General features: G+C 46.3%; 12 protein-coding genes. 11 read left to right on the top strand and 1 reads right to left on the bottom strand.

Annotated elements, in window-relative coordinates:
• On the bottom strand, positions 1–249 hold a 249-nt coding region (locus tag VIS48_05050; protein ID HEY9165508.1), incomplete at its 3' end, for a hypothetical protein.
• 570 nt (positions 250–819) lie between these two features.
• Between VIS48_05050 and pfkA the strand changes: the two genes are divergently transcribed.
• The 11 genes from pfkA (at position 820) to VIS48_05105 (ending at position 22,812) form a co-directional block, all read left to right on the top strand.
• Positions 820–1,791 carry a 6-phosphofructokinase gene (gene pfkA, locus VIS48_05055; GenBank protein ID HEY9165509.1) on the top strand — a complete coding sequence of 324 codons (972 nt, stop codon included), beginning with the start codon at positions 820–822 and terminating at the stop codon, positions 1,789–1,791.
• Between the two features lie 472 nt (positions 1,792–2,263).
• On the top strand, positions 2,264–5,443 hold the full coding sequence (locus VIS48_05060; GenBank protein ID HEY9165510.1) for a LamG-like jellyroll fold domain-containing protein: 3,180 nt from the start codon (positions 2,264–2,266) through the stop codon (positions 5,441–5,443).
• Between the two features lie 197 nt (positions 5,444–5,640).
• A complete protein-coding gene (locus VIS48_05065) occupies positions 5,641–6,672 on the top strand; it encodes a LacI family DNA-binding transcriptional regulator (GenBank protein HEY9165511.1) in 1,032 nt (343 codons plus the stop codon).
• A 10-nt stretch (positions 6,673–6,682) separates the two neighbouring features.
• Positions 6,683–7,672 (top strand): alcohol dehydrogenase catalytic domain-containing protein, encoded by a 990-nt coding sequence (locus tag VIS48_05070; GenBank protein ID HEY9165512.1) that lies wholly within the window; start codon positions 6,683–6,685, stop codon positions 7,670–7,672.
• Positions 7,669–8,682 carry a PfkB family carbohydrate kinase gene (locus tag VIS48_05075; protein HEY9165513.1) on the top strand — a complete coding sequence of 338 codons (1,014 nt, stop codon included), beginning with the start codon at positions 7,669–7,671 and terminating at the stop codon, positions 8,680–8,682. The genes VIS48_05070 and VIS48_05075 overlap by 4 nt, the downstream gene beginning before the upstream one ends.
• Positions 8,683–8,839: 157 nt before the next feature.
• Positions 8,840–11,413, top strand: coding sequence for a T9SS type A sorting domain-containing protein (locus VIS48_05080; protein ID HEY9165514.1), 2,574 nt, complete (start codon positions 8,840–8,842; stop codon positions 11,411–11,413).
• Between the two features lie 109 nt (positions 11,414–11,522).
• Positions 11,523–14,213, top strand: coding sequence for a TonB-dependent receptor (locus VIS48_05085; GenBank protein HEY9165515.1), 2,691 nt, complete (start codon positions 11,523–11,525; stop codon positions 14,211–14,213).
• Positions 14,214–14,237: 24 nt separating this feature from the next.
• Positions 14,238–17,549: a hypothetical protein gene (locus VIS48_05090; protein ID HEY9165516.1), complete on the top strand. Its 3,312-nt coding sequence runs from the start codon at positions 14,238–14,240 to the stop codon at positions 17,547–17,549.
• Positions 17,550–17,583: 34 nt separating this feature from the next.
• Positions 17,584–18,663, top strand: a complete 1,080-nt coding sequence (locus tag VIS48_05095; protein ID HEY9165517.1) for a PorV/PorQ family protein — start codon at positions 17,584–17,586, stop codon at positions 18,661–18,663.
• A 241-nt stretch (positions 18,664–18,904) separates the two neighbouring features.
• Positions 18,905–20,308, top strand: a complete 1,404-nt coding sequence (locus VIS48_05100) for a peptidylprolyl isomerase (protein HEY9165518.1) — start codon at positions 18,905–18,907, stop codon at positions 20,306–20,308.
• Complete coding sequence (locus VIS48_05105) at positions 20,305–22,812, top strand: amylo-alpha-1,6-glucosidase (protein HEY9165519.1); 2,508 nt, start codon at positions 20,305–20,307, stop codon at positions 22,810–22,812. Before VIS48_05100 ends, VIS48_05105 begins: the two co-directional genes overlap by 4 nt.
• Positions 22,813–22,867 lie beyond the last annotated feature (55 nt).

Here is a 22,867-nt window from a genome sequence, read left to right on the forward strand (position 1 = left end):
AGGATCACCGCTATCGGGAATAATGGAGAGAGATTCATCGAGACAAAGAAAATGCTCGAGTTGAAATGACTTCGTCAATTCGACGAGAGTCCGCCGAAGTCCGCCCCTGGCGGACGCAGGCAGAAACGCCGGAAGATTCAATGAAGTCGTGAACATGGACAGGTATGCCAGCGGAGTGTATTTATATCGAATTACTGCGATTGGAATCAATAGTGAGAAGTTCGTCTCGATAAAGAAACTTGTGCTCATGAAGTGGGAGATTCGCTCATAGTTACCCATGGAAGACGCGGCACGAGTAATCGTGACGGGACTATCTATTCTTAACCTTCGGAGAACCTGTAGTTCAAAAGAAAACCCACTCCGTATCCTCATGTTCTCTTCGCTTGAAATCCACCCTCAGAAATAGTCTCCCCCCGCGCGAATCTTGGGACACCGACCGAAAGTCTAACCATCATATAGTTCGAGTCATCGTTCCGTTCGGCGAGCAAAGCCTGCCCGACATCGGAGACGCCCAGTTGATAGTCTGAATTCCGTTTCGTTCTCCTAATCAATCACTGTGTTACTCTCATCGGGGAAAATATTTCTATCGTGTGATTGGAGAATGACGTTGAGAGAAACGTTTCGGGCATGACCGGGTCACTCTGACTTGGTCATCTTCACCGCACAAGGCGGTCAATTGAAACTGAGTATCGGAATTGACCATATTCACAAGTCTGCACCGGGAAAGGCGTGAATAGAACCTGTAGATTGTATGATGGTTTCCATCGGACCCGGTGCTAGCGATTTCCACTTGCAAGGGCTGTTCAAAGCGGAGTGACCATGAAGAGAATTGCTGTACTCACAAGCGGTGGCGATGCTCCCGGCATGAATGCCGCCATTCGTTCTGTTGTACGGGTGGGCATCGACACGAACAAGGAAGTATACGGAGTAAACCACGGCTTCTTGGGCCTCGTGGCCGGAAATTTCGTCCCACTGGGTGCCCGCGATGTGAGCGGCACTCTGGAAAAGGGAGGATCGTTTCTCGGGAGCGCTCGCTGCCCCGAATTCAAGACCGAAGACGGCCAGTTGAAAGCTCTCCATGTGCTTCGCGAACATAAGATAGAAGGACTCGTCGTGATAGGCGGGAACGGTTCCCAGACCGGATCGTACGCTCTTACCAGAAGAGGATTCCCCGTCGTGGGAATTGCATCCACTATAGACAACGACCTTTACGGTTCGGAGATAACGATCGGCGTCGATACCGCGCTCAACGTTATCCTCGAAGCGATAGATCGCCTGAAAGTCACCGCATCATCTCACGAGAGGGCGTTCGTAATTGAGGTGATGGGACGCGATTGCGGATATCTTGCGCTCATGGCAGGCATCGCAGGGGGAGCCGAGGCCGTCATAATCCCGGAAGTCGAAACGGACCCCGATGCCGTGGCAGCTGAAATAAGGTCGGCTTATGAGAGAGGGAAGACACACGCAATTGTCGTCGCGGCGGAAGGCGCAAAATATAATGCTACCAGGCTCGAGGCATATTTCAGGGAGAATCACGAGCGAATCGGATTCGACCTAAGGGTCACGATACTCGGTCATGTCCAGCGCGGTGGAACGCCCAGCGCCTTCGACAGGATACTTGCATCGCGGTTTGGTGAAGCGGCCGTGCATGCCTTCGACGAGGGAGATGCGGGAGTCCTCGTGGGACTCGTGAACGACGAGATCGTCAAGACGCCTCTGTCGGAAGTGGTCAGCAAAAAGAAGGCGCTCAGCCCTCGGATCGTAAAACTCGCGGAGGTCCTCGCAAAGTAGGCTGAAAAGCCGATTCCGGTTTAGGATTGAATTAAACTGTAAAATCCCTACTAAGAACGACCCTCCCTCTGGCCATTTTCATGACATTCATGGGAAGTTTGACTTTCAAAAAGTTCGAGTCATCGTTCCGATCGGGGAGCATAACCGTGTCCGATGTGAAAACTTCCCGCTTAACGACTTCATATCCTTTCATGTCTGTATGCCAATTCCTTGTGTTACCACAGTAGCAAACTTACTCCCTTCTGCAGAAGACCAAGCGTGCGTGAAAGGTATTCGAGTTGTCAATGTCTTACCGGATTACTAACGTCACGTTGGTGAGTCAATCGAGGGCATATCAACCCTCTATCTGATTCTACCTTTCTATGATTTGGCAAATAATGTATTATTGGTCGCGGCCACAAAGTGATTAATCAAACCTTGGCAAAATTGTTTTGCATCCGGTAAATTCACCGCGACTAGAATTGAGCGTGATATGAAGAAGATGGTTAATCTTTTCAATTATTTATCGATCAATTTTCTGCTAGTTCTATTTTTCGCCCATCCAAGCTCGTCAAGCGCACAACAGGTGACAATTCTGACCATCAGTCAAATGCCGAATCTGCCTGCGCAATATGTAATGAGAAATTGGAAGGGGGTTGCGCGCGGATATGATTCTCTTGTATTCAATCCCGGCGCTTCGGGCCGCTACCTCCCTCTCGTGATGACCGGATTGGGCACTGAGAATTATCCGGGCCAGGCCCGATTCGGATTGTACACTGTGGTAGGACCGACTGCGAGCACCGGGACGGATGAAGCAATCAACTGCATTCCTGCCGTGATCGGCGCCTCCCTGGCAGGTGCCGACAAGTCCAGCCAATTCGGATATGATTGGTCCCAGATGTGCGAGGAATGGTTCAACAAATCGAACGGACAGAATATTTACAAGAACGGATACGATGATCAGACTAATGACGACTTCTGGTATGAGACAATGCCAAATGTCTTTTTTTATGAGCTTAACTACTTGTACCCGCACTTGCAAAACTTCGACAGCCAATTTGTATCAGTGGCAAATCAATTTACCAGAGCGGTTGCCGCAATGGGTGGAGCGACGACGCCATGGCAGCAGCCGAATATTAATCATGAGGGATTCGATTTTTTAAGGATGCTCCCCGTCGATATTTCGGGTAGCGGTGTTTCATGGAGGGAGCCCGAATCCGCAGGAGCTATCGGATGGATCCTTTATAATGCATATGTCGTTACCGGTAATACCAGGTACAGGGTCGGCGCCGAACTGTCGATGGAGGCATTGAACCAATTTCCATCCAATCCCGCTTATGAGCTGCAACTCTCTTACGGCGCCTACACCGCTGCGCGGATGAATGCCGAGATTGGAACGGGATATGACGTCGAGAAAATTGTGAACTGGCTCTTTACACAGAGCGTTGAACGACCCTGGGGGACGATTACCGGAAACTGGGGAGGATATCCTGTCGACGGCTTGGTTGGAGCGACGGACGATCCGACAGGATATGCATTTGCAATGAACACTTTTGAACAAATCGGATGTTTGGTCCCACTTGTCAGGTACGATCCAAGATTTGCAGCCGCGATAGGCAAGTGGGTCCTCAATGCATCGAACTCCGCACGCCTTTTCTACCCAAAGTACTTGCCTGCCGCTAATCAGGATTCCAGTTACAATTGGGCGATGCAGTACGATACGAGCTCGTTTATCGCACATGAGGCTATACATCAACAGAATCCGGCAAATGGAAAGATATCGCCCTACGCCTCCGGAGATGCAATCACAGGAGGGTGGGGGCTCACGACTCTGGCGCTGTACGGCTCGTCTCACGTGGGAATTTTGGGAGGCATCATAGATACGACGAACGTGAATGGAATCCTGCGGCTCGATCTATTGAAGACCGACTACTACCATGATAATGCTTACCCCTCGTTCCTATACTACAATCCGGACTCAACAGCTCAGACTGTCAACATCGACGTGGGAACGGGCGAGCACGACGTGTACGATGCTGTTTCAAAGGCGACGGTCCTTAGCAGTGTAACCGGCTCCACTTCGTTTTCCATTTCGCCGACATCAGCGATTGTCGCGGTCATCATCCCACCGGGACTCGCGCCGACCTACGATCATGATAAGATGCTGGTCGGCGGCATCGTCGTTGACTACCATTCGGGTCACGGCGCCGCGAATCTGCCACCGCGTATCAAGGCGCTGGCTGCGGGGAGCGCAACCCTTGCGCTGGGCGACTCCGTGAAGATTTATTGCACTGCTTCCGATCTGGACGGAGATCAGCTGACATTTGCGTGGCAATCGAACGGCGGCCTGATAGAAGGGAACAGTGCTACCATAACTTGGAAAGCTCCGGATACGGCGGGAGTCTACATCGTACATTGCCAGGTGGACGACGGTCACGGCCTTCAGGATACTGCGACGGTGTGGATCACAGTGGTGGCACGAATCAACTCTAACCCGATTATTCTAGGCATCGATGGAGATCCAAGAGTCGTGAATATTGGGGGGGAAATACAACTGACATGTCACGCGACCGACCCCGACCATGATACGCTGACTTATACGTGGGGAGCTTCTTCGGGGAGCGTCAGCGGCATTGATTCTACACGCACCTGGACAGCCCCGCTTATGACAGGATACTTCTATGTGGCGTGTACGGTGAGAGACGGATATGGTGGTACGGCAATGGATAGCCTGGGAATACTTGTGCAGGATTTTTCAAAGCCGCAAACGGGGAAGCTTGTTGCCTCCTACCCCTTTGACAATGGAAGTGCAAACGATGTGAGCGGCAACAACAATAATGGATCCAAATTCTACGTGACGTCGGACAGCGATCGTTTTGGGGTCCCGGATGGTGAGTTCTACTTCGACGGTACTACAAGCTACATTGAGGTGTCGAATACCACGTCTTTGAATTTCCAGAATGCGATTACGGTGAGCTTCTGGATGAAGATCGCACAGATATTTTCTCGCGAAGAATATCCGATCTCTCACAATAAGTGGAACAGGTGGAAAGTATCAATCTCAAACGGCCGTCTGAGATGGAGCATCACAACCTCCGCGGGTGTAAGTGATCTTGATTCGGATTCTCCTGTGATTGCCGACAGTCTTTACTTCGTCACGGTTATTTACGATGGATCGGCGATGGAGATTTTCCTAAACGGAAATCTGAATGCGTACGCCCCGTGGTCCGGGCTGCTTGCCACGACGAACATCAACCTTATGATCGGTGCCGTGTATCCCGGAGATAATACGGTGAGTTACTATGGCTCTCTGGACGACATCAGGATATCTGATTATGCAATTCCCTTCGACGACATCAGGAATCTATTCGTGACCGGAGTTAGGGATCGTGTCGTCAATCAATTGCCTAAGTCATTTGCATTGCATCAGAATTATCCGAACCCATTCAATCCGAGCACGACAATTGATTACGACGTTCCGACATCGTCTCATGTTTTGCTGGTAGTTTATGACGTGCTTGGTCGAAGAGTGAATACACTGGTTGACGCAAGATTGCAGCCTGGAAGATACTCGGTAGTTTTCAATACAAGCGGTCTGTCGAGCGGTGTGTATTTTTATGTTGTCCGCGCTGGTGCATTTTCCACAAGCAGGTCTATGATGTTGATAAAGTAGAGTCTCCCCTTTTTGCGGCAGTACACCGCCAAGAACGCTCTTTTACGATTACGATCACCCGGGGCGCGCGGAAATAGTTTGCGGGAGACTTGACATGGAAAGTTAAAATGCTTAAACTTTATCGAAACGTTTCGCTAAATCACTGAATCGAGGCGCCAAATTCTTTCAGATTCGCGGAAATTGACTAAAATCGTTTCATGAACCAGAGACGTTATACGATCAAAGACGTTGCGAAACATGCCGGCGTTGCTGTGAGTACCGCGTCTCTTGCGCTCAACAACAAAAGGTATGTCAGCGACAGTCTGAAAAAGAAAGTCCAGCTGGCGGTGGAGAAGCTGGAATACGTCCCCAATAGATCGGCACGATCTCTCATAAGTAAGGCTACAGGAAATATAGGCTTCATCGTCAGCGAAGAACACTTCTCAACTGCAGAGCCTTTTTATACAAGAGTCTTCCTCGGAACTGAATTCGCGGCACGGCAGAGAGATTACTACATCCTTCTTACCACGGTGCCCAACAAGTTCCTGTCGTCGCATCTCCCGAGATTTGTGCTGGAGAGAAACGTCGATGGAGTAATCCTCGCCGGAAAGATTAGCGAAGCATACGCTGCCGCCGTCACTTCAAGCGGAATACCGGCGGTGGTCGTCGACTACGATTTCAAGAAGACTCGCATGCCGGCAGTCAACGTCGATAACAAGATGGGGATTGGAATCGCTGTTGAGCATCTGTTCGGGTTGGGACATACTGACATCGCATTCATCGGCGGCGATCTTGCACATCCCTCCATCAGGCTCCGCCTGGAAGGTTATCGAAGCGCGATGGAAAGACTTGGTCTGAAAATGAACGATGCGCTCGTCTCTGTCGACGAACCGAACACAGGAGTTGAAGACGGTTACAAGGCGCTCTCGAAAATACTTGATAGGAAAATAAATTTCACCGCGGTGGTTTCGTGCAATGACGCAGTGGCGATTGGAGCAATGCGCGCATTGAAAGAACGAAGCCTCAGTATTCCTGATGATGTGTCGATTGTCGGATTCGATGATGTTGAATTGTGCGAGCACGTCGAACCTAGATTAAGCAGCATTGGAGTGCCGAAAGAAGAGCTTGGCGCGACCGCCCTCCGCATTCTCACGCAAGCCATTAGGGAAGGAAATCATAAGATCTCTACTGTCTTGATCCAGCCCGCACTTGTTGGGCGCGAATCTACGAAACAAACTCTAAACGACTAAGCGAAGAAAAATGCGCGGACTTGAACTCGACTCGAAGCTGAACCTGTCTCTCGTCGATAAGACAGACCGGCAGCCCAGGGACAGAGAAGTGATCGTGCGAGTCGTGTCAAGCGGAATTTGCGGAACCGATAACCACATTATCAAAGGTGAATCAAGAGTAACCCTCCCCGTTGTCCTCGGTCATGAGTTCGGCGGCTTTGTCCAGGATGTGGGCAAGAGTGTCCGCTCTCTGAAAAGGGGAGACCTCGTCGTCGTCGACCCTAACATACCCTGTCACTCCTGCGCGTATTGTCGCGAAGGCAAATTCAATCTGTGCAGCAACCTCACCGCGATTGGTGTGGACATCGACGGAGGGATGAGCGATGTCTGCATTGTGCCGGAAACGCAAGCTTACCCCGTCGCATCTTCATTCGATCCCACCGAACTTCCTTTCGTTGAACCTCTCTCGTGTGTGCTCCACGGCTTGGACAGGGCGGCTGTCAGGAGCGGAGAACGCGTCCTTGTTATCGGGGCGGGCACGATCGGCTTGATGTTTGTGATGTTATTGAAGGAAGTCGCAGCGGAGCTGTGCATCGATGAGCCTAATCCGGTCAGATCAGGGAAGGCGGCAACGCTGGGCGGGCGGATTAAGGGTGCAGACCGATCGGAGTACTTCGATGTCGTGGTAGAATGTTCGGGAACTGTCACCGGCTTCGCCGACGCGATTGCCAGGGTTAAGCGTGGGGGAAGAGTTCTGGTTTTCGGTGTCGCGCCGAGGAAGGCGGCTGCTTCTGTTTGGCCGAACGAGATCTACGCCAGGGAGCTTACAATATTGGGCTCATACGTGAACCCCAGTACATTCTCCAGAGCTGTTGAAATTGTTTCGAACAAGAAAATATCTCTCTCAAGCTTTGATGTGAAAGCGTACAAATTGAATGAATTCAACGATGCCTTTGAAGCATCACGGTCAGGTCGATATTCGAAAGTTATGTTCAGCCTGGAGGAGCGCGGTTTAGATTGAAGGTTATTTGCTACGGTGAAGTTGTCATAGACCTGATAGCGGAAAATAGGAGCACTATACTGCCTAAGGTTGGCGGCGCCCCCCTGAACGTGGCTGTCGGCCTGAGAAGACTTGGCGCCAGGAGTCTTTTTGTCTCGAGCATCGGAGCGGATTGGTTCGGAAAGCTGGCCATTGAATATCTTGATTCAAACGGAGTCGATCACTCCCTTGCTCTAAGAAAGAGCCTTGCGACCAGGCTTGCCCTGATCTTTCATGACAAGAACAACGAAAGATCGTTCGAATTCTCCCAAGGACTAGCGGCAGAGAACGTCCTGCCGGATAAAGAATTGCGATCAGCGTGTAGCTCCGGCCCGGGTGTTTTCTACTACGGTTCTTTTCCGTTTGCAAAGGGAAATTCACTGAATGCGTTTGAGAAACATGTGAGGCGGATGCGTGACGCCGGAACCGTCACACTATTTGATCCGAATCTCAGGCTGGAAATTTTCACTTCTCCTTCTGATGCCATAAAGAAATGCCGACGGCTGGCGGCCTTCGCGGATGTCGTGAGATTAAACGTTGAAGAGTTGCTCCATCTGATGCGTCTAACGAACGATTATCGAAACAAGAAATCTTTGATCCGGAAGGCTGCCGCCGCCCTGGCAAAAAAAGGTCCGAGGGCCATCTTCATTACCGATGGAAGCCAAGGGAGCTATTTCTTTTCGGCAGGGGAAATAGAGTATTGCCCCGCGTTCGCCGTTGATGCCGTGGACACCACCGGATGTGGAGACGCTTTCACTGCCGCAGTTATCGCAGAACATCTCTGCACGAAGAAATCTGTCCCGATGCCGGACGTTCTTCTTTTCGCAAATGCGGCCGGAGCTCTCGCCGCTACTAAGATGGGCGGTGGAGACTCGATGCCCACGCGACAATCAGTGGAGGAATTCGTGAAAATTCGCGAATCAAACAGGGGAAGTTCCGATGTCCCCAGGTCTTTTACCTCAAATCACGAACAGAATCATTTTTCTATTTAACTAAAAAGGAGGATTATCAAAATGCTGTTCCGAAACGATCTTGGTCGGTTTATTGAGCTGGCCATCATTGTTCGAGGTCTTGGAAAAGATTCTATCTCGGTCAAGAAGTTCATCTGTTTTAGAATGTCAAATAACACCAAACTTAAAGGAGGATCACATGAACAAAGTTAAACTTTCCTTCTGGTCCACGTTGGCTGTTCTCTTGATGGGTGTTTTGTTTGGTCCGCTAAATATTTTAGCTCAGACAAATTACACATTAAAGCAGATAGCCGGCTTTGAAGGGAGCGTGCCGTCTTTTTGGAATATGGGTAACCACCCATCAGGCAGCACTCTTACCTGGGCTACCGACCAGTCTCTTTCTATGGGGCACTCTATAGAAATACAAAAGAGTGCAACATCGGATTCTGCATCCTGGATTTCAGACAATATGTGCGATATCTGGTCGCCGACGGTTACTGCGAACGTTGATCTTTTATTCGGTGCCATGGTTAAGACGTCGGGAGTAAATACAAGTCCGACCTCCGACGATCAGAAGTGGTACATCGCATACAGTTTCTATGATAGTGCTGGGACTTTAATCGGCACCTTTAAACTTCCCATAGATCAAACGCAGGCGACTAGCACAAGCTGGATAGCTGATACAACAAGCGTAGGAGAAGTCTCGCTCCCCAGAGCTGCGTGGAAAATGATTCTCAGTTTTGTCGGCGGTAAAAATGCAACCGGAACTGTTTGGGCTGACAATTTTATTTTTACCGGAAGAGGAACCTGGGCTGGTCAAGATTGGAATACATCTTTAGGGGTGCCTACAGGCTGGTACTATTGGCTGCCGCCAAATGGTGGAAATGACGGGCTAATAAATTCCGGATTCGAAAATACAGTAGTCACAAACTCAACCGCTCATTCCGGAAACTATTCTTTGGAATTCAATATGCCGGCAGGCAGGGATGCACATGATGGTTATGTTGGTACTCATCGTTTGCCATTTAGTGCAATCGATCCAACCATTAAACCCGGAGATGTTATTCAAATAAGCGTTTGGATTAAAGGAAGTAATTTGCTCCCTGATTCAGCTGCCGCTCATCCAACTACATGGTCAGTCGGGATTACCCCACAGTTCGTTACTAAGCTTGGTAACAACGACGGCTATGATGGCACAGGAAGTGATTATAATTTCACATTTCCAAATGTTACTTCATTTGATTGGACAAAATATACTGTCGATGTTCCGGTTCCGACAAATCCAGCTACTTCGGGTTTGGAAATCCGGCTTCATGTTTATTCCACTTTTACGGGTACAGTGTATTTTGATGACATGAGTGTTACAAAGATTTCTAATCCGACATTTTCAGAAATTGCCGGATTTGAGGCTAATGAGCCGGCATTCTGGTACATGGGAAATAATCCCGGTAATAGCACAATGAGTTGGGCTACTGATCAATCGGTGTCATTGGGACACTCTCTTAAAATTCAAAAAGGCGTTACAAGCGACTCTGCTGCATGGGTCTCAGAAAACATGTGCGATATCTGGTCGCCCGATGTTCCTGCAAATGTTGATCTACTCTTCGGAGCTTGGGTAAAGACTCAAAATGTCAATACAAATCCGACATCAGATGATCAGAAGTGGTATATCGCTTACACGTTTTATGATACTAATGGTGTATTGATCGGCACTGTTGAACTACCGATTAATCAATCGCTAGCCTCAAGTTCCACATGGATTGCAGATACTACCACCGTTGGTCAGATATCTTTACCGAAAGACGCTTACAAAATGATTCTCAGTTTTGTCGGCGGCAGAAATGCAACCGGAACTGTTTGGGCTGACAATTTTATTTTTACCGGAAGAGGAACCTGGGCTGGTCAAGATTGGAATACATCTTTAGGGGTGCCTACAGGCTGGTACTATTGGCTGCCACCAAATGGTGGAAATGACGGACTATTAAATTCCGGATTTGAAAATACCGTCGTTACAAATGAGGCAGCACATAGCGGAAGCTATTCGCTGAAATTTGTAATGCCTGCAGGAAGAGATACGCATGATGGCTTTGTAAGCACTCATAGAATGCCTTTCACTTATATTGATTCGACGATTCATCCTGGTGATTATCTCACAGTCGGTATCTGGATTAAAGCAAGCAATCTGTTACCGGATTCTGCAGCTGCACATCCGGGGCAATGGGGTGTTGGAATAACCCCCCAATTCTTTACTCAATTGGGAAATAACGATGGCTTTTCTGGAACTGGTCCGGATTCCGTATTTACTTTACCGGCTGTTACATCATTTGATTGGACTCAATTCTTTATTGGTTTTCAGGTACCCAGTGACAAGGTTTATACGGGTGCGGAATTTCGCATTCATATATATTCCTTGTTTAGCGGTACAGTCTATTTTGATGACATGACAGTTCAAGAGGGTCTCACCGGGGTCAAAGATATCGGCAAATTAATTCCGGCAAAGTTCGAAGTTTTCCAGAATTATCCAAATCCGTTTAATCCGACAACCACCGTTAGTTATGCGTTGCCTAATCCTTCGCTTGTCAAAGTAGTAATTTATGATATTCTTGGACGTGAAGTGAAAACGCTCGTCGACGATAAGCAGGGACCTGGGGTTCACAATGTTATCTGGGGCGGATTAAATAATTCCGGACAACAAGTAGCCAGCGGAATTTATATTATTAGAGTTACCGCCGGTAGTAATGTTCAAGTAAAAAAGATGCTTTTGTTGAAGTAACTTTTCATAACCTTCGGGGTCAGTGTCTCTGATCCCGAAGGTTTTTTATTTGTAAGGCAAGCAAATAATCCTCTTGCTTAACACTCGTCAATCAGCAAGTGAAAAAGCCATGAGCAATTTTTACAAAGTGTTAAAAAATCTTTTACAATGTTTTTTAACTGTGGCGCTGTTGTCTGTCGATCTTTTTGCCGGAACGACGGGAAAGATAGCAGGCAGAGTTGTTGATGCCAAGACCAAAGAACCGCTGATAGGCGTTAACGTGCTCATTGTCGGTACATCAATGGGAGGCGCAACCGACGTTGATGGGAACTATTTTATTTTGAATGTACCGCCGGGTGCATATGAAGTGAAAGCATCCACGGTCGGATATGGTGCGGTGGTGGAAGAGAATGTGCGCGTATCCGCGGATCAAACTACCAAACTTAATTTTGAACTAAGCGAACAAGCAGTTCAGGTACAAACTGTTGTTGTTACCGCATCGAAGCCGATAGTTCAAAAGGATCTTACTTCAACTCAATCTAGTATTTCAGGAAGCAACATCTCCCTGCTTCCGGTTGAAGACGTTCAGTCTGTTATAAATCTTCAAGCAGGCGTGGTCGACGGTCACTTTAGGGGCGGCAGATTGGGCGAAGTAAAATATTTAATTGACGGCGTTTCGGTCAACGATGTTTATTCCGGCGACGCCACCATGGAAGCAGCTACTAACAGCATCCAGGAATTGCAGGTAATTACCGGCACATTTAACGCCGAGTACGGACAGGCTATGTCCGGCGTCGTAAATCAAATTACTAAAATTCCGGAAGATCATTATAACGGCGGTCTCTCCGTCTATTCAGGGGATTACGCTACTTCGAGGACGAATCTCTTTCAGTACATGGGCGGATTTAATCCATCAAGAACTTATAATATTCAGGGTAACTTGAGCGGCCCTATTCCATTATCGGATCAGTTTGCCAAATTTTTTGCATCTGCAAGATATCTTAGTGATGACGGATATCTTTACGGGAAAAGAGTGTTTAACCCGCAGGACTCCTCGAACTTTTCATCCGACGACCCCAGTAAATGGTACATTGGAGCTACCGGTAATGGCGCAGACGTTCCGATGAATTTTTCCAGGCAATTAACTTTGCAGGGCAAACTCAATTTTAAAGTCGGGCAGGGTAGAGGAATCGTACTCGAAGGACTTTACCAAAAACACGATTACGAAAACTATGACCACATGTTTATACTAGACCCTGATGGTAATTATAAGAATTACGAATACAGCTATCTCGCCAGTTTAAGTTACACCCATGTCTTCAGCGAGTCTGCATTTCTTGATCTGATGGCTTCGAATTATACTTCGGATTATAAGCAGTACGCTTTTGCTAATCCACTTGACCCGCAATATCAAAATCAGGATTTGTTTAGTGAAGTGAGCGGGAATGCTCTTTACGTTGGCGGAACCCAGAACTGGCATTTTATGCATAATACAAAAACGTATACTCTTAAGGCCGATTTTACCGATCAATTAAATTACATCCATGAATTGAAGACCGGCTTTGAAGCCGATCTAAATAAACTAAATTACCAAGATTTCCAGGTTTTGGTTGATGCATCGACCGGCAATAAACCAGCACTTCCTACGCCCGGCACTTTTGATTATAACGTTTATAACAACCACCCTTATCAGGTCGCAGCTTATATTCAGGACAAAATCGAACTTGATTATCTAATAGTGAATGTCGGACTCAGGTTCGATTATTTTCAGCCTGATGCTAGCGTTCTTAATGATCCGAATAATATAGCGGAGCTTGATACCTTACTTCCGCCTTTTCCAAGCAAATATTTTCACAGGGCATCTGCCAAATATCAATGGAGCCCGAGGCTTGGTATTTCTTATCCGATGAGCGACAAAGGCGCGATACATATTTCGTACGGACATTTTTTCCAGGTTCCTCCATTCCAATATTTATATGATAATCCGAATTTCAGAATTCCTCTCACGGGGAATTATCCCGATTTGGTCGGCAATACTATCGGCAATGCAGATCTGAAGCCGCAGGAAACTGTTATGTACGAAATAGGACTTCAGCAGGCGTTGACAGATGATATAGGATTAAACGTAACTGCTTATTACAAGGACATTCGTAATCTTTTGGGGGTCGAACTTTTTGTAAAAAATAATTTTAAGAAGTTTGCGGAATACATAAATACGGACTACGGTGACGTAACCGGTTTCACTCTTTCTTTGGATAAGAAATTTACCAACGGTATCGGTGCAAGTGTTGACTATACGTTTCAAGTTGCCAAAGGCGATGCTTCTGATCCTAATGAAGCTTACAACCTTGCTCAGGCTTCACCTCCCATAGAAGCGAATAAGCAACTGGTTTCGCTTGATTGGGATAGACGCAACTCATTGAATTTCACAATCACTACTGGTATCCCGGGTGATTTTATTGCCAGCGCTGTCGGGCAATTAGGTACGGGTCTGCCTTATACTCCTTCGTATCAAAATCAAAGAACCGGTCTAGAAAACAGTTCTAACAAGCCGACATTCTTCGACGTGGATATTTTTCTAACAAAATATTTAAAACTTTTCGGAATCAACTTTTCTATATTTGCAAAAATCTATAACGTCTTTGATACTCCTGATGAGCTTGACGTATTTACTGATACCGGCAGAGCGGGTTACACACTCGATGAAACACGAGCGCAAGCTCCGCCGAGGGGGGTTAATACGATACAAGAATATTTTACAAGACCGGATTTTTATTCGGCTCCAAGGCAAGTGTTGCTTGGAATGTCCATGGATTTTTGATTTAGAACTTTGAGGTAGGTTGCCGTGAAAACTAAATGGTCGCCAGATTATTTTTTCCTTCTTGTCGGAATAATACTTTTATGTTCATCAAGAAGCTTTGCACAGCAAATTGTCGATAAGAATAAAGGCAATCATAACTATACTAAAATGGGAATGATGGACGGCAATCTCGTCCAGACCGTCTTTTACAACTTCGGTGAAGTTGCCGACTGGCAGAACGAGCCGACATTGAGCGGTGTGTGGCCCAAAGGGACAAACCATACTTATGTCGATGGTGTCGCCATTATAGTCCAGTCAGAAGTAAACAAGGATGGACAGACGTTTCATCCGCTTGAAACTAATTACTACGAATATACTCGGTATAATCCTGCTACCGGAGTTACTTACGGCTGGTGGCCACTACCAGGCTACGCAAACCCAAATCAATCCAGCGTTGCACGAAGCGACGATCCAACCACGTGGCCCTCAACTTGGCCGGACAGACCAAGCGATTGGAATGGAACGTGGGACGGCTTCTTTGGAAAGGGAATTCGAAATGCCGACCTCGAATCATACTTTGTTTTCGATGACAATGAAGACCGCGATTACATAAATAGATATGGCTTTCACCCGGATGCTGAAGATACCACAAGAGGCGGATTGGGGATGCAGGTTCACGGAAGAGGGTTCCAGTGGTCCCAGGTTTTAGCCGAAGACGTAATCTTCTGGTATTATGAAATTACGAACATGGGCACTACCGACTATCCCAAAACTCTATTTGCTCAATATGTCGACTGGGGTATAGGCGGTCATGACAACTCTTCGAACAACGCGGGAGATTATGATCAGCTATTAAATATTTCTTATGCATGGTCAACAGTTTCTTATGGAAGCCCCGGACATTGGAGTCCTGTTGGAATGGCTGGCTATGCGTTTCTCGAAAGTCCGGGAATAGATTACGATGGCATCGATAACGACCATGATGGTATGATTGACGAAACCAGAGACGATCCCGCCGCAACTTGGCCGCATTACCCCGAACTTCATGGCCCTATTTACGAAGCGTCATCGCCTTACGCAGAAAGGTTACAAAAGCTCTATGGCGTTCCACCTGTTGCACCTGGCGGGGTAAAAGCGGCGTTCATTGCAACTCACGATACTGTTGCCTTCTTAAAGTTTTTTAATTACGGGTCAATTGATGACGTTCCTGCGGTTCAAAATAAATTGTGGTGGCCCGGTGATGAAAATGGAAATTGGAATCCGCAGTATGATGATGTCGGCAGTGATGGTATTGGTCCGTATGATGCCAATTACACAGGTCCTGATGCGGACAGTACCGAAGGAAATTTGAGACCGGACCAGGGCGAGCCTCATTTTGGTATATTGGATAAAGACGAATCAGACCAGCTTGGCTTAACAGGATTTTTGATAGCTGCTGTTCACACTTACGATTTGAATAACGATGAAAGAAACTGGGGTGCATTGTCGGCTCTGCCTTCTCCTCATGGCCAAACTTTAGTTGGAGTAAACCTGGCAAATTATTTTTCAAGCTATATGTTCCATATGGATGGCAGGAATACTTATTCGCAATCGCAGGGACAAATTGAAGAGACAGGCGAAACACAGAGATATTCCATGGCGTTAATTTTTGGAATTAACGCAGATGACCTCTTTAGAAGAAAGAATACAGTCCAATCTATTTATAACGCAAGTTATAATTTTGCTAAACCGCCCGACAAGCCGATTGTCACATCAATTGCCGGCGACCACAGAGTTACTTTGTATTGGGATGACAGAGCTGAGCGTACGTTCGATGCTTTCTATCAGCGCGTAAATTTTGAGGGCTACAGAATTTACCGTTCTACCGACCCTAATTTTCTTGAAGACCAGATCATTACCGATGCTTATGGCAAACCGACATTCAGACAGCCTCTCGCTCAATTTGATCTTGTGGATAGTGTCAGCGGGTTGTTTCCGATTTCTGTAAACGGTGCTATGTTTTATCAGGGAGACAACTCCGGACTTCAGCATTCTTACGTAGATACTACCGTCGAAAACGGACAAACTTATTTTTATGCTGTATGTGCTTACGATAAAGGTTTTCTGACCACAAACGTTGCCGGTCAGCAAGAAGGAATACCTCCCGCAGAGACAACCAGCATTATAAAGGAAGATGCGGCTGGTCATTACACAACGGATGTCAATACCGCCGTAGTTATTCCCAGTGCACCAGCGGCTGGTTATGTTCCCCCTGGAATATCTTCTGTAATTGCGAGCGGTCCCGGTACAGGTACCGAATCGATCCAGATACTTAATCCGGATTCAATAAAGAACTATGACACATACCGTGTGGTGTTCAAGGATAATTCTAAATTTCATGCCGACCCTGCTCCATATTACGCGGTGATCAATTACTCGGATAATGATACGCTCGTTCGTTTTACCCAATTCATAGGCAATCAAGCCATGACTCCGGTAATCGATGGCTTGAGCATAGGACTAAATAACGACACAAGCGTTACAATCAACCAGAGTAAATCCAGCTGGCAGACTGGAAGCAGCAGCTACATAGTCCAACTTGGATTTGATCCCAGGTACGCTAATAGTTTTGCAGGTCAACGTGTAAACTTTCCGGCAGATTTTGAAATTACCCTTACTCAGCCGGGACAGGGAGATACTTCATACCCGACAAGTGTTTTTGCTCAGCCGATACCTTCCAACGTAATTATTAAGGATGTTACCGATAGTATTCCCCATATGCAGTTCATGTTCTTCGATAACAATAACGATCAACAATTCGATGCCGGAGATGCTATCTTTATTATCGCGGGTGATTCTATTAGCGGGAAGGTAACCAGTAACTCAAACCGTCATGTCGGGTGGTCGATCTCATTGATTCAGGATACTTCCATCGCTGCTGCTAAACAAAAGGCTCCTCAGCCGGGTGACATTTACGAACTTTTCACTACCAAACCGTTCAGGACCGGCGAATATTATCAGTTCACAACAAAAGCATCGTACTTTGACAAATCGAAATTTCTCCAAGACATGAACGACATTGCAGTAGTTCCGAATCCATATCCAGGAGCAGCTTCATGGGAACCGGCTTCACAGCAAGTAGGAAGAGGAGAAAGGTTAGTCTACTTTATTCACCTTCCCAACAATTGCACGATAAGAATTTTTACGCTAAGCGGAAATCTTGTTCAAACACTTCATCATCAAAGTAATTTTGCAGACGGACAAGAGCCATGGAATCTTGTTTCAAAAGATGGAATGGATATCTCCTTCGGAATTTATGTTTTTGTAGTGGAGTCACAATTAGGAAAGAAAATCGGCAGGTTCGCTGTAATCAAATGAACACGCTGGGCGGAATTTTGGCTGAGAGGCGTTTATGAAAATTAAATTTTTACTCTGTCTTTCAATAGGTTTAATATACGTTGCTTCGTCTTTCGCGCAAGTAAGCGTTTCAAAAACGGGAACAACTGCAGCAACTTTTTTGGAAATTGGCGTCGGTGCAAACGCCAATGCTATGGGATCTGCTTACGTGACTCGCGCTGCAGATGCAACTTCTATTTACTGGAATCCCGCCGGTATCGCTCAACTTGAAAACGCTGATGCGGTTGTGGTTCATGCTAATTGGATTGCTTCTACAAATCTTGATTGGGCAGGACTTGTGCTGCCCTTGGGTGATTTCGGGAATATCGGTTTCAGTTTTACTTCACTTTCCATGCCTGATGATAAAGTAAGGACGGTTGAACAACCCGAAGGGACGGGAGAATATTTTAGTGCAGGGGATCTTGCTCTCGGAGTTTCTTACGCAAGAACTTTGACCGACCGTTTTTCAATCGGCTTCAATGGCAAGTACATCCAGGAATCAATCTGGCACATGTCGAGCAGCGCTTTTGCCTTCGATATCGGAACTTTGTTCAAAACAGATTTATTCGGCGGAATGATAATAGGTGCGTCAATTTCCAACTTTGGTACGCCGATGAAACTATCTGGAATTGATACCCGAACTTTTGCTCAGGTTGATCCGTCGATATACGGATCAAATGATCAAATCCCTTACAGCATTGACCTTGATTCGTGGGGTCTCCCCTTGCTGTTCAGAATCGGAGTATCAACAAACGCAATAAAGACCGATGATTACAGATGGACAATCGCAATCGATGCTCTTCATCCGAATGATAACTATGAGACATTGAATATCGGGACCGAATTCGCTTTCAAGGAATTCTTGTTTTTACGTGCAGGTTTCCAATCTCTTTATTTCGTTGATCCAAATACAGGGTCAGCCGATAAGAGTTTCTTCCGGCAGCCGCTCTATACAGGTCAAGGCGGGTTGTCTTTGGGTATTGGTGTAAACTCCAAGATGCTTTTTAGTACGGATGTCGTTGAGTTCGATTACGCGTACAGAAATTTTGGCATTCTCGAAGGGGTCCAATTCTTTTCTGTTGCCATTGAATTCTAATCACAGAACAAAATTACATACGAGCTCTTACTTGTGATCGATTTAGATAAAGCTGAGATAATACTGTTTGAAAATATTGAATTGTAAAGCAATGAAAAGTAATTCCAGGACAAGTTCCGCTTTAATATGCTCCTTGATCATTTTGCTTGCTGGTTTTTTTCAGGGCTTCTCATCTGAAAACAAATCCAAAACCAAAGGGATAGATTTTGATACTGCTTATAAATCTCCAATTGGAAATACTGTGCTTGCGAAAGTTGGAAATAAAAAAATAACCGTAAGGGAATTTTTATGCGGCTACGAATTCGGTCCGGCATTTGTAAAGAGGGAAAAGGATTCCAAGCGCCGCTATCTAAATTATATGATAAATGAAAAGCTGCTTGCAATGGAGGGCTACAAAGAAGGATTCGCCGATTCCGCAAGAGTTAAGGACCTTCTCGATGCCATCGAAGGTGATTTGGCTTCGATGGAAATGTATAAAGACGACATTCTAAGGAAAGTGACAATACCGGCAGACATGCTTAACAGAGCCACCGAAGAAAATAAAATTACATACAAATTGAAATGGATTTACGCTCCAACTGCCGACAGCATGGATTTTTATGTCACTGAACTCGGAAATGGGATCTCATTCGATTCGTTATTTAATCTGCAGTTGAAGGACTCTGTCGTTTACGCAGATCAAAGGTCGCTGGAAGAAACCGAGTTTAAGCTGAGGATGCGCAACTTGGCGATGTTCAAAGATGTCGCTAAGATGAAAGCCGGAGATATTTCCGAGCCGATTAAAGGACCTGACGGTTGGTACCTTTTCAAGCTCGTAGATGTCTGGAAGAATTTGATTACAACACAAACAGAATTTGAAAAAGAAGAGTATGATTCACGTCAGGCTCTAACTATCGATACCGCTGACACCCTTTCTGACGAGTATGTCAGGGCAATGATGCTTGAGCATAATCCGGTAATACAAGCAAGGGCCTTTGACATTCTCCGTTCTTACATGGGTAGTTATGTTTTAGCGGAAGATAAATTTAAAGCATGGAAACTTGACGATAGGATGCAAAGTGAAATTGGGCGTTTCGATTCCGTGAAGTCCCCGGACTTTTCCAAATTGATTCTTGTAACGCTGACTAACGAAAATATTTTTCTCGGCGATTTCATAAACTGGTACAAGATGCGTGATGCATACTTGAAATTCGACGAGACCGGATTTAATCCCTTCTCCGCTTCGCTCGAAAAAATGATCTGGCAAATGGTAAGAGATCATCTACTTGTTCAGAGGGCTTATTCAAGAGGCTACCAAAATTTGGATATTATAAAACAGCAGGCGGATTGGTGGCAGGACAAAATCGTTTATGCGGTTGTCAGAGATGAGATTGAAAAATCCATTGAATGGAACGTCGAATTGCCGGCAGGAAATAAAAATGATCACGTCGACAAAACGCAGGAAATGATCGCTAAGCTTTTTAGAAAACTTCAGCAGCTTAAGAAAGATTACAAGATTGAGATAAATACAAAAGTTCTGAATGAAATTCTCGTGAAGAACAATGATGAACCGAGTGCCATCGATGTTTACACCGTGAGGAAGGGAGGAACTTTTCCGCATCCGGTCTATCCTTCAATCGATTACTCGTGGCAGGATTGGGAATGATCGGATTGAAAACGGAATCGCAATTCAAGGACATCCTCTTTATCATTATTTCCTTAATATATTTCCCGGGTTTAATTCTAGCGCAAACACAACTTTCTGGGACGGATAATTTAGCTATGAAATTCGACGGGAAATATGGACAAGTCGAAGTCGGCGGGAACTATGTCGGCGCGGAATTCCACCATAGCCTCCCGCTTCCATCTCGTATAAGTTTTTATTATCCCGTTGCCAATAGTATTGACCTGAGTACAGATTATTGGAAAAGGGGAGAATCTCACCCGTTCAGTATCGTGGTGAATGTGGATAAGAGAACTGATACTGTCGGAGTCGAGCCTTGTGTCTATTCATGGACACCCTACCAGGCAATTTTTTTTGAGGATAAAGAAACTTACACTGTCAATTACAGCTATCAATTTTGTGATGACCTACCTTTGATGGTTGTCAGGGTGAAGTTCACGAATCGATCCACGGAGAAAAAGAAATTTAACGTCAACGTAAAACTCTCTACCGTTGTTCGCACTTGTCAAACTTACGCTTTCAAAGACACTGCTGAATTTAGATATGCTGATGCTGGTAAAATGTATGTGGCAGATTTTAAGTATCGTGATACAGATTCCACATCGGTATTCGTTGTAAACGCCGGCGATGTGCCGACTAAAGTGAAAGGAAATGACGATCTGAAGATAATGGCTAATCCCCGGGCAAGTTTTAGCTATTCAAAACTTTTGATCCCTTCAGGTAAATTGGAAATTGTTTTGCTCGTCGGCTCATGTAAAACAGACGAAGAAAGAAGAATGAGAGCGAAGGCATCGGACTACTGGTATAAAAGCGTTGCCAAAAATGAAGATCGCATCCAACGATATGTGTACCATGATACGAGAATATCCATGCCTGATAAAAACCTCGAGCAAACTGCATACTGGTCGAAAGCGACGCTTGCAACCGACAGGCATTATATTAATGGTTCCATTGTACCGATGCCCTGTCCGGCAGAATACAACTTTTTCTTTACGCACGATGTGCTTCTGACGGATCTTGGCGCAGTTTTTTACGATGTCCGCCGCGTCAAACACGATCTCCTCTATATAAAATCACTGACCCGGGTCGACTCGGTACTTCCTCACGCTTATTATTGGCGTGACGATGGGTTCAAGACTGAATTTGCGTCCGCCGACAACTGGAATCATCTTTGGTTCATGATTCTCTGCGGAACTTATTTGAAACACAGCGGCGACAATAGAACTCTGGCTGAAATCTATCCTGTCCTCAGAAAAAGTGTCGACATGACACTTTCTAACATAGGACCCAACAACCTGGTGTATTCAACAAGACCGGATTGGTGGGACATCGGCGACAATTATGGCGCGAGGTCTTATCTGACAGCTTTGATGGTAAGGGCCTTGCGAGAGTATTCGTTCGTTGCTGAGTCACTCCACAAAGATGCAGCCTTTGCTCTCCACTGTCTGAATATATCCGACTCACTCAAGGTCGACCTAGTTGATCGGCTTTGGGATAATCGTACGGGGTACCTGCTCGATACTTATGACACGAATTCGGTAGACATGCATTACTACGCCGGACCACTCGTCGCAGTAGACTATGATTTGTTGGATGAGAAGAAGGCTGAAACGTTAATGCAAACAGCTCGCCGGGAGTTGGTCGACCCGAATCTCGGTGTTAGAACTGCGATGCCTCCAGACTTTGATAAGCTTACGAGTCTCTACAAATTCAAGGAAGGGGAAGTGGGCGCGCCATTTGTTTATATCAACGGCGCAGTGTGGCCGCAGACCACAGCGTGGTACATACTCGGTCTGATCGAACTTGGCCATGCCGATTCTGCACTCGAGTCGCTCCTAAAATACTTCACTCTCTCCGGCATTGAGCATAGTCCGCATGGCCAACCATCTTTCTACGAGTATCGCTTTTCCGATCCGAACTCGCCTGACTATGGGAAAATCGACAAGCCGAACTTCCTGTGGGCTGGCGGGTGGTACCTGAACTGCCTTTACCACCTGATGGGGATCCATGAAAATGAATGGAACATTTCTTTCAGCCCGAGTGTCCCCGTGAAATTTACTGGTGTCCAATATGATCTCGCGTATAAGGGCCAGCTTGCCGGGATCACGCTGAGTGGGTCGGGAAAATTCTTCAAACAAATTATTGTCGACGGCAAATCCTGTCAGTCCGCCATTTTGACTGGAGATATCAGAAAGGTGAATCTCGAACTTGGAGTGCCCTCTGCTCCGTATGTCGCCGGTGCTTCCTGCATCGTAAATCAAGTGCGCGCTGCCGGGCACTCGAAGATATTGAACATCCTGGTAGAAGGTGTGGTGGGCCAGAAGTCGAAGATTATAGTTGTGTCACCAACCCCCATTCGAAAAGTAATGTTGGGCGGGACTGATCGCGGTACTCAGGTCATCAGTGAATCGCTTGACAGCGCTTATCAGGTCACACTTCCTTTCACTTTTGATAAACAGGTCGAGAGTGCATATTTTGAGTTTTGAGCTGCATCGAATCAAACCAAGGGCTATCCGCATTTGATTGAGAGGACTTATCGAA

The organism is Candidatus Kryptoniota bacterium, from assembly GCA_036567965.1.
Classification (GTDB): Bacteria; Bacteroidota; Ignavibacteria; order Kryptoniales; family JAKASW01; genus JAKASW01.

Excerpts from the sequence above, each read along its gene's own strand:
- pfkA (HEY9165509.1), top strand. The coding sequence starts at position 820 with ATGAAGAGAATTGCTGTACTCACAAGCGGTGGCGATGCTCCCGGCATG.
- VIS48_05060 (HEY9165510.1), top strand. The coding sequence starts at position 2,264 with ATGAAGAAGATGGTTAATCTTTTCAATTATTTATCGATCAATTTTCTG.
- VIS48_05065 (HEY9165511.1), top strand. The coding sequence starts at position 5,641 with ATGAACCAGAGACGTTATACGATCAAAGACGTTGCGAAACATGCCGGC.
- VIS48_05070 (HEY9165512.1), top strand. The coding sequence starts at position 6,683 with ATGCGCGGACTTGAACTCGACTCGAAGCTGAACCTGTCTCTCGTCGAT.
- VIS48_05080 (HEY9165514.1), top strand. The coding sequence starts at position 8,840 with ATGAACAAAGTTAAACTTTCCTTCTGGTCCACGTTGGCTGTTCTCTTG.
- VIS48_05085 (HEY9165515.1), top strand. The coding sequence starts at position 11,523 with ATGAGCAATTTTTACAAAGTGTTAAAAAATCTTTTACAATGTTTTTTA.
- VIS48_05095 (HEY9165517.1), top strand. The coding sequence starts at position 17,584 with ATGAAAATTAAATTTTTACTCTGTCTTTCAATAGGTTTAATATACGTT.
- VIS48_05105 (HEY9165519.1), top strand. The coding sequence starts at position 20,305 with ATGATCGGATTGAAAACGGAATCGCAATTCAAGGACATCCTCTTTATC.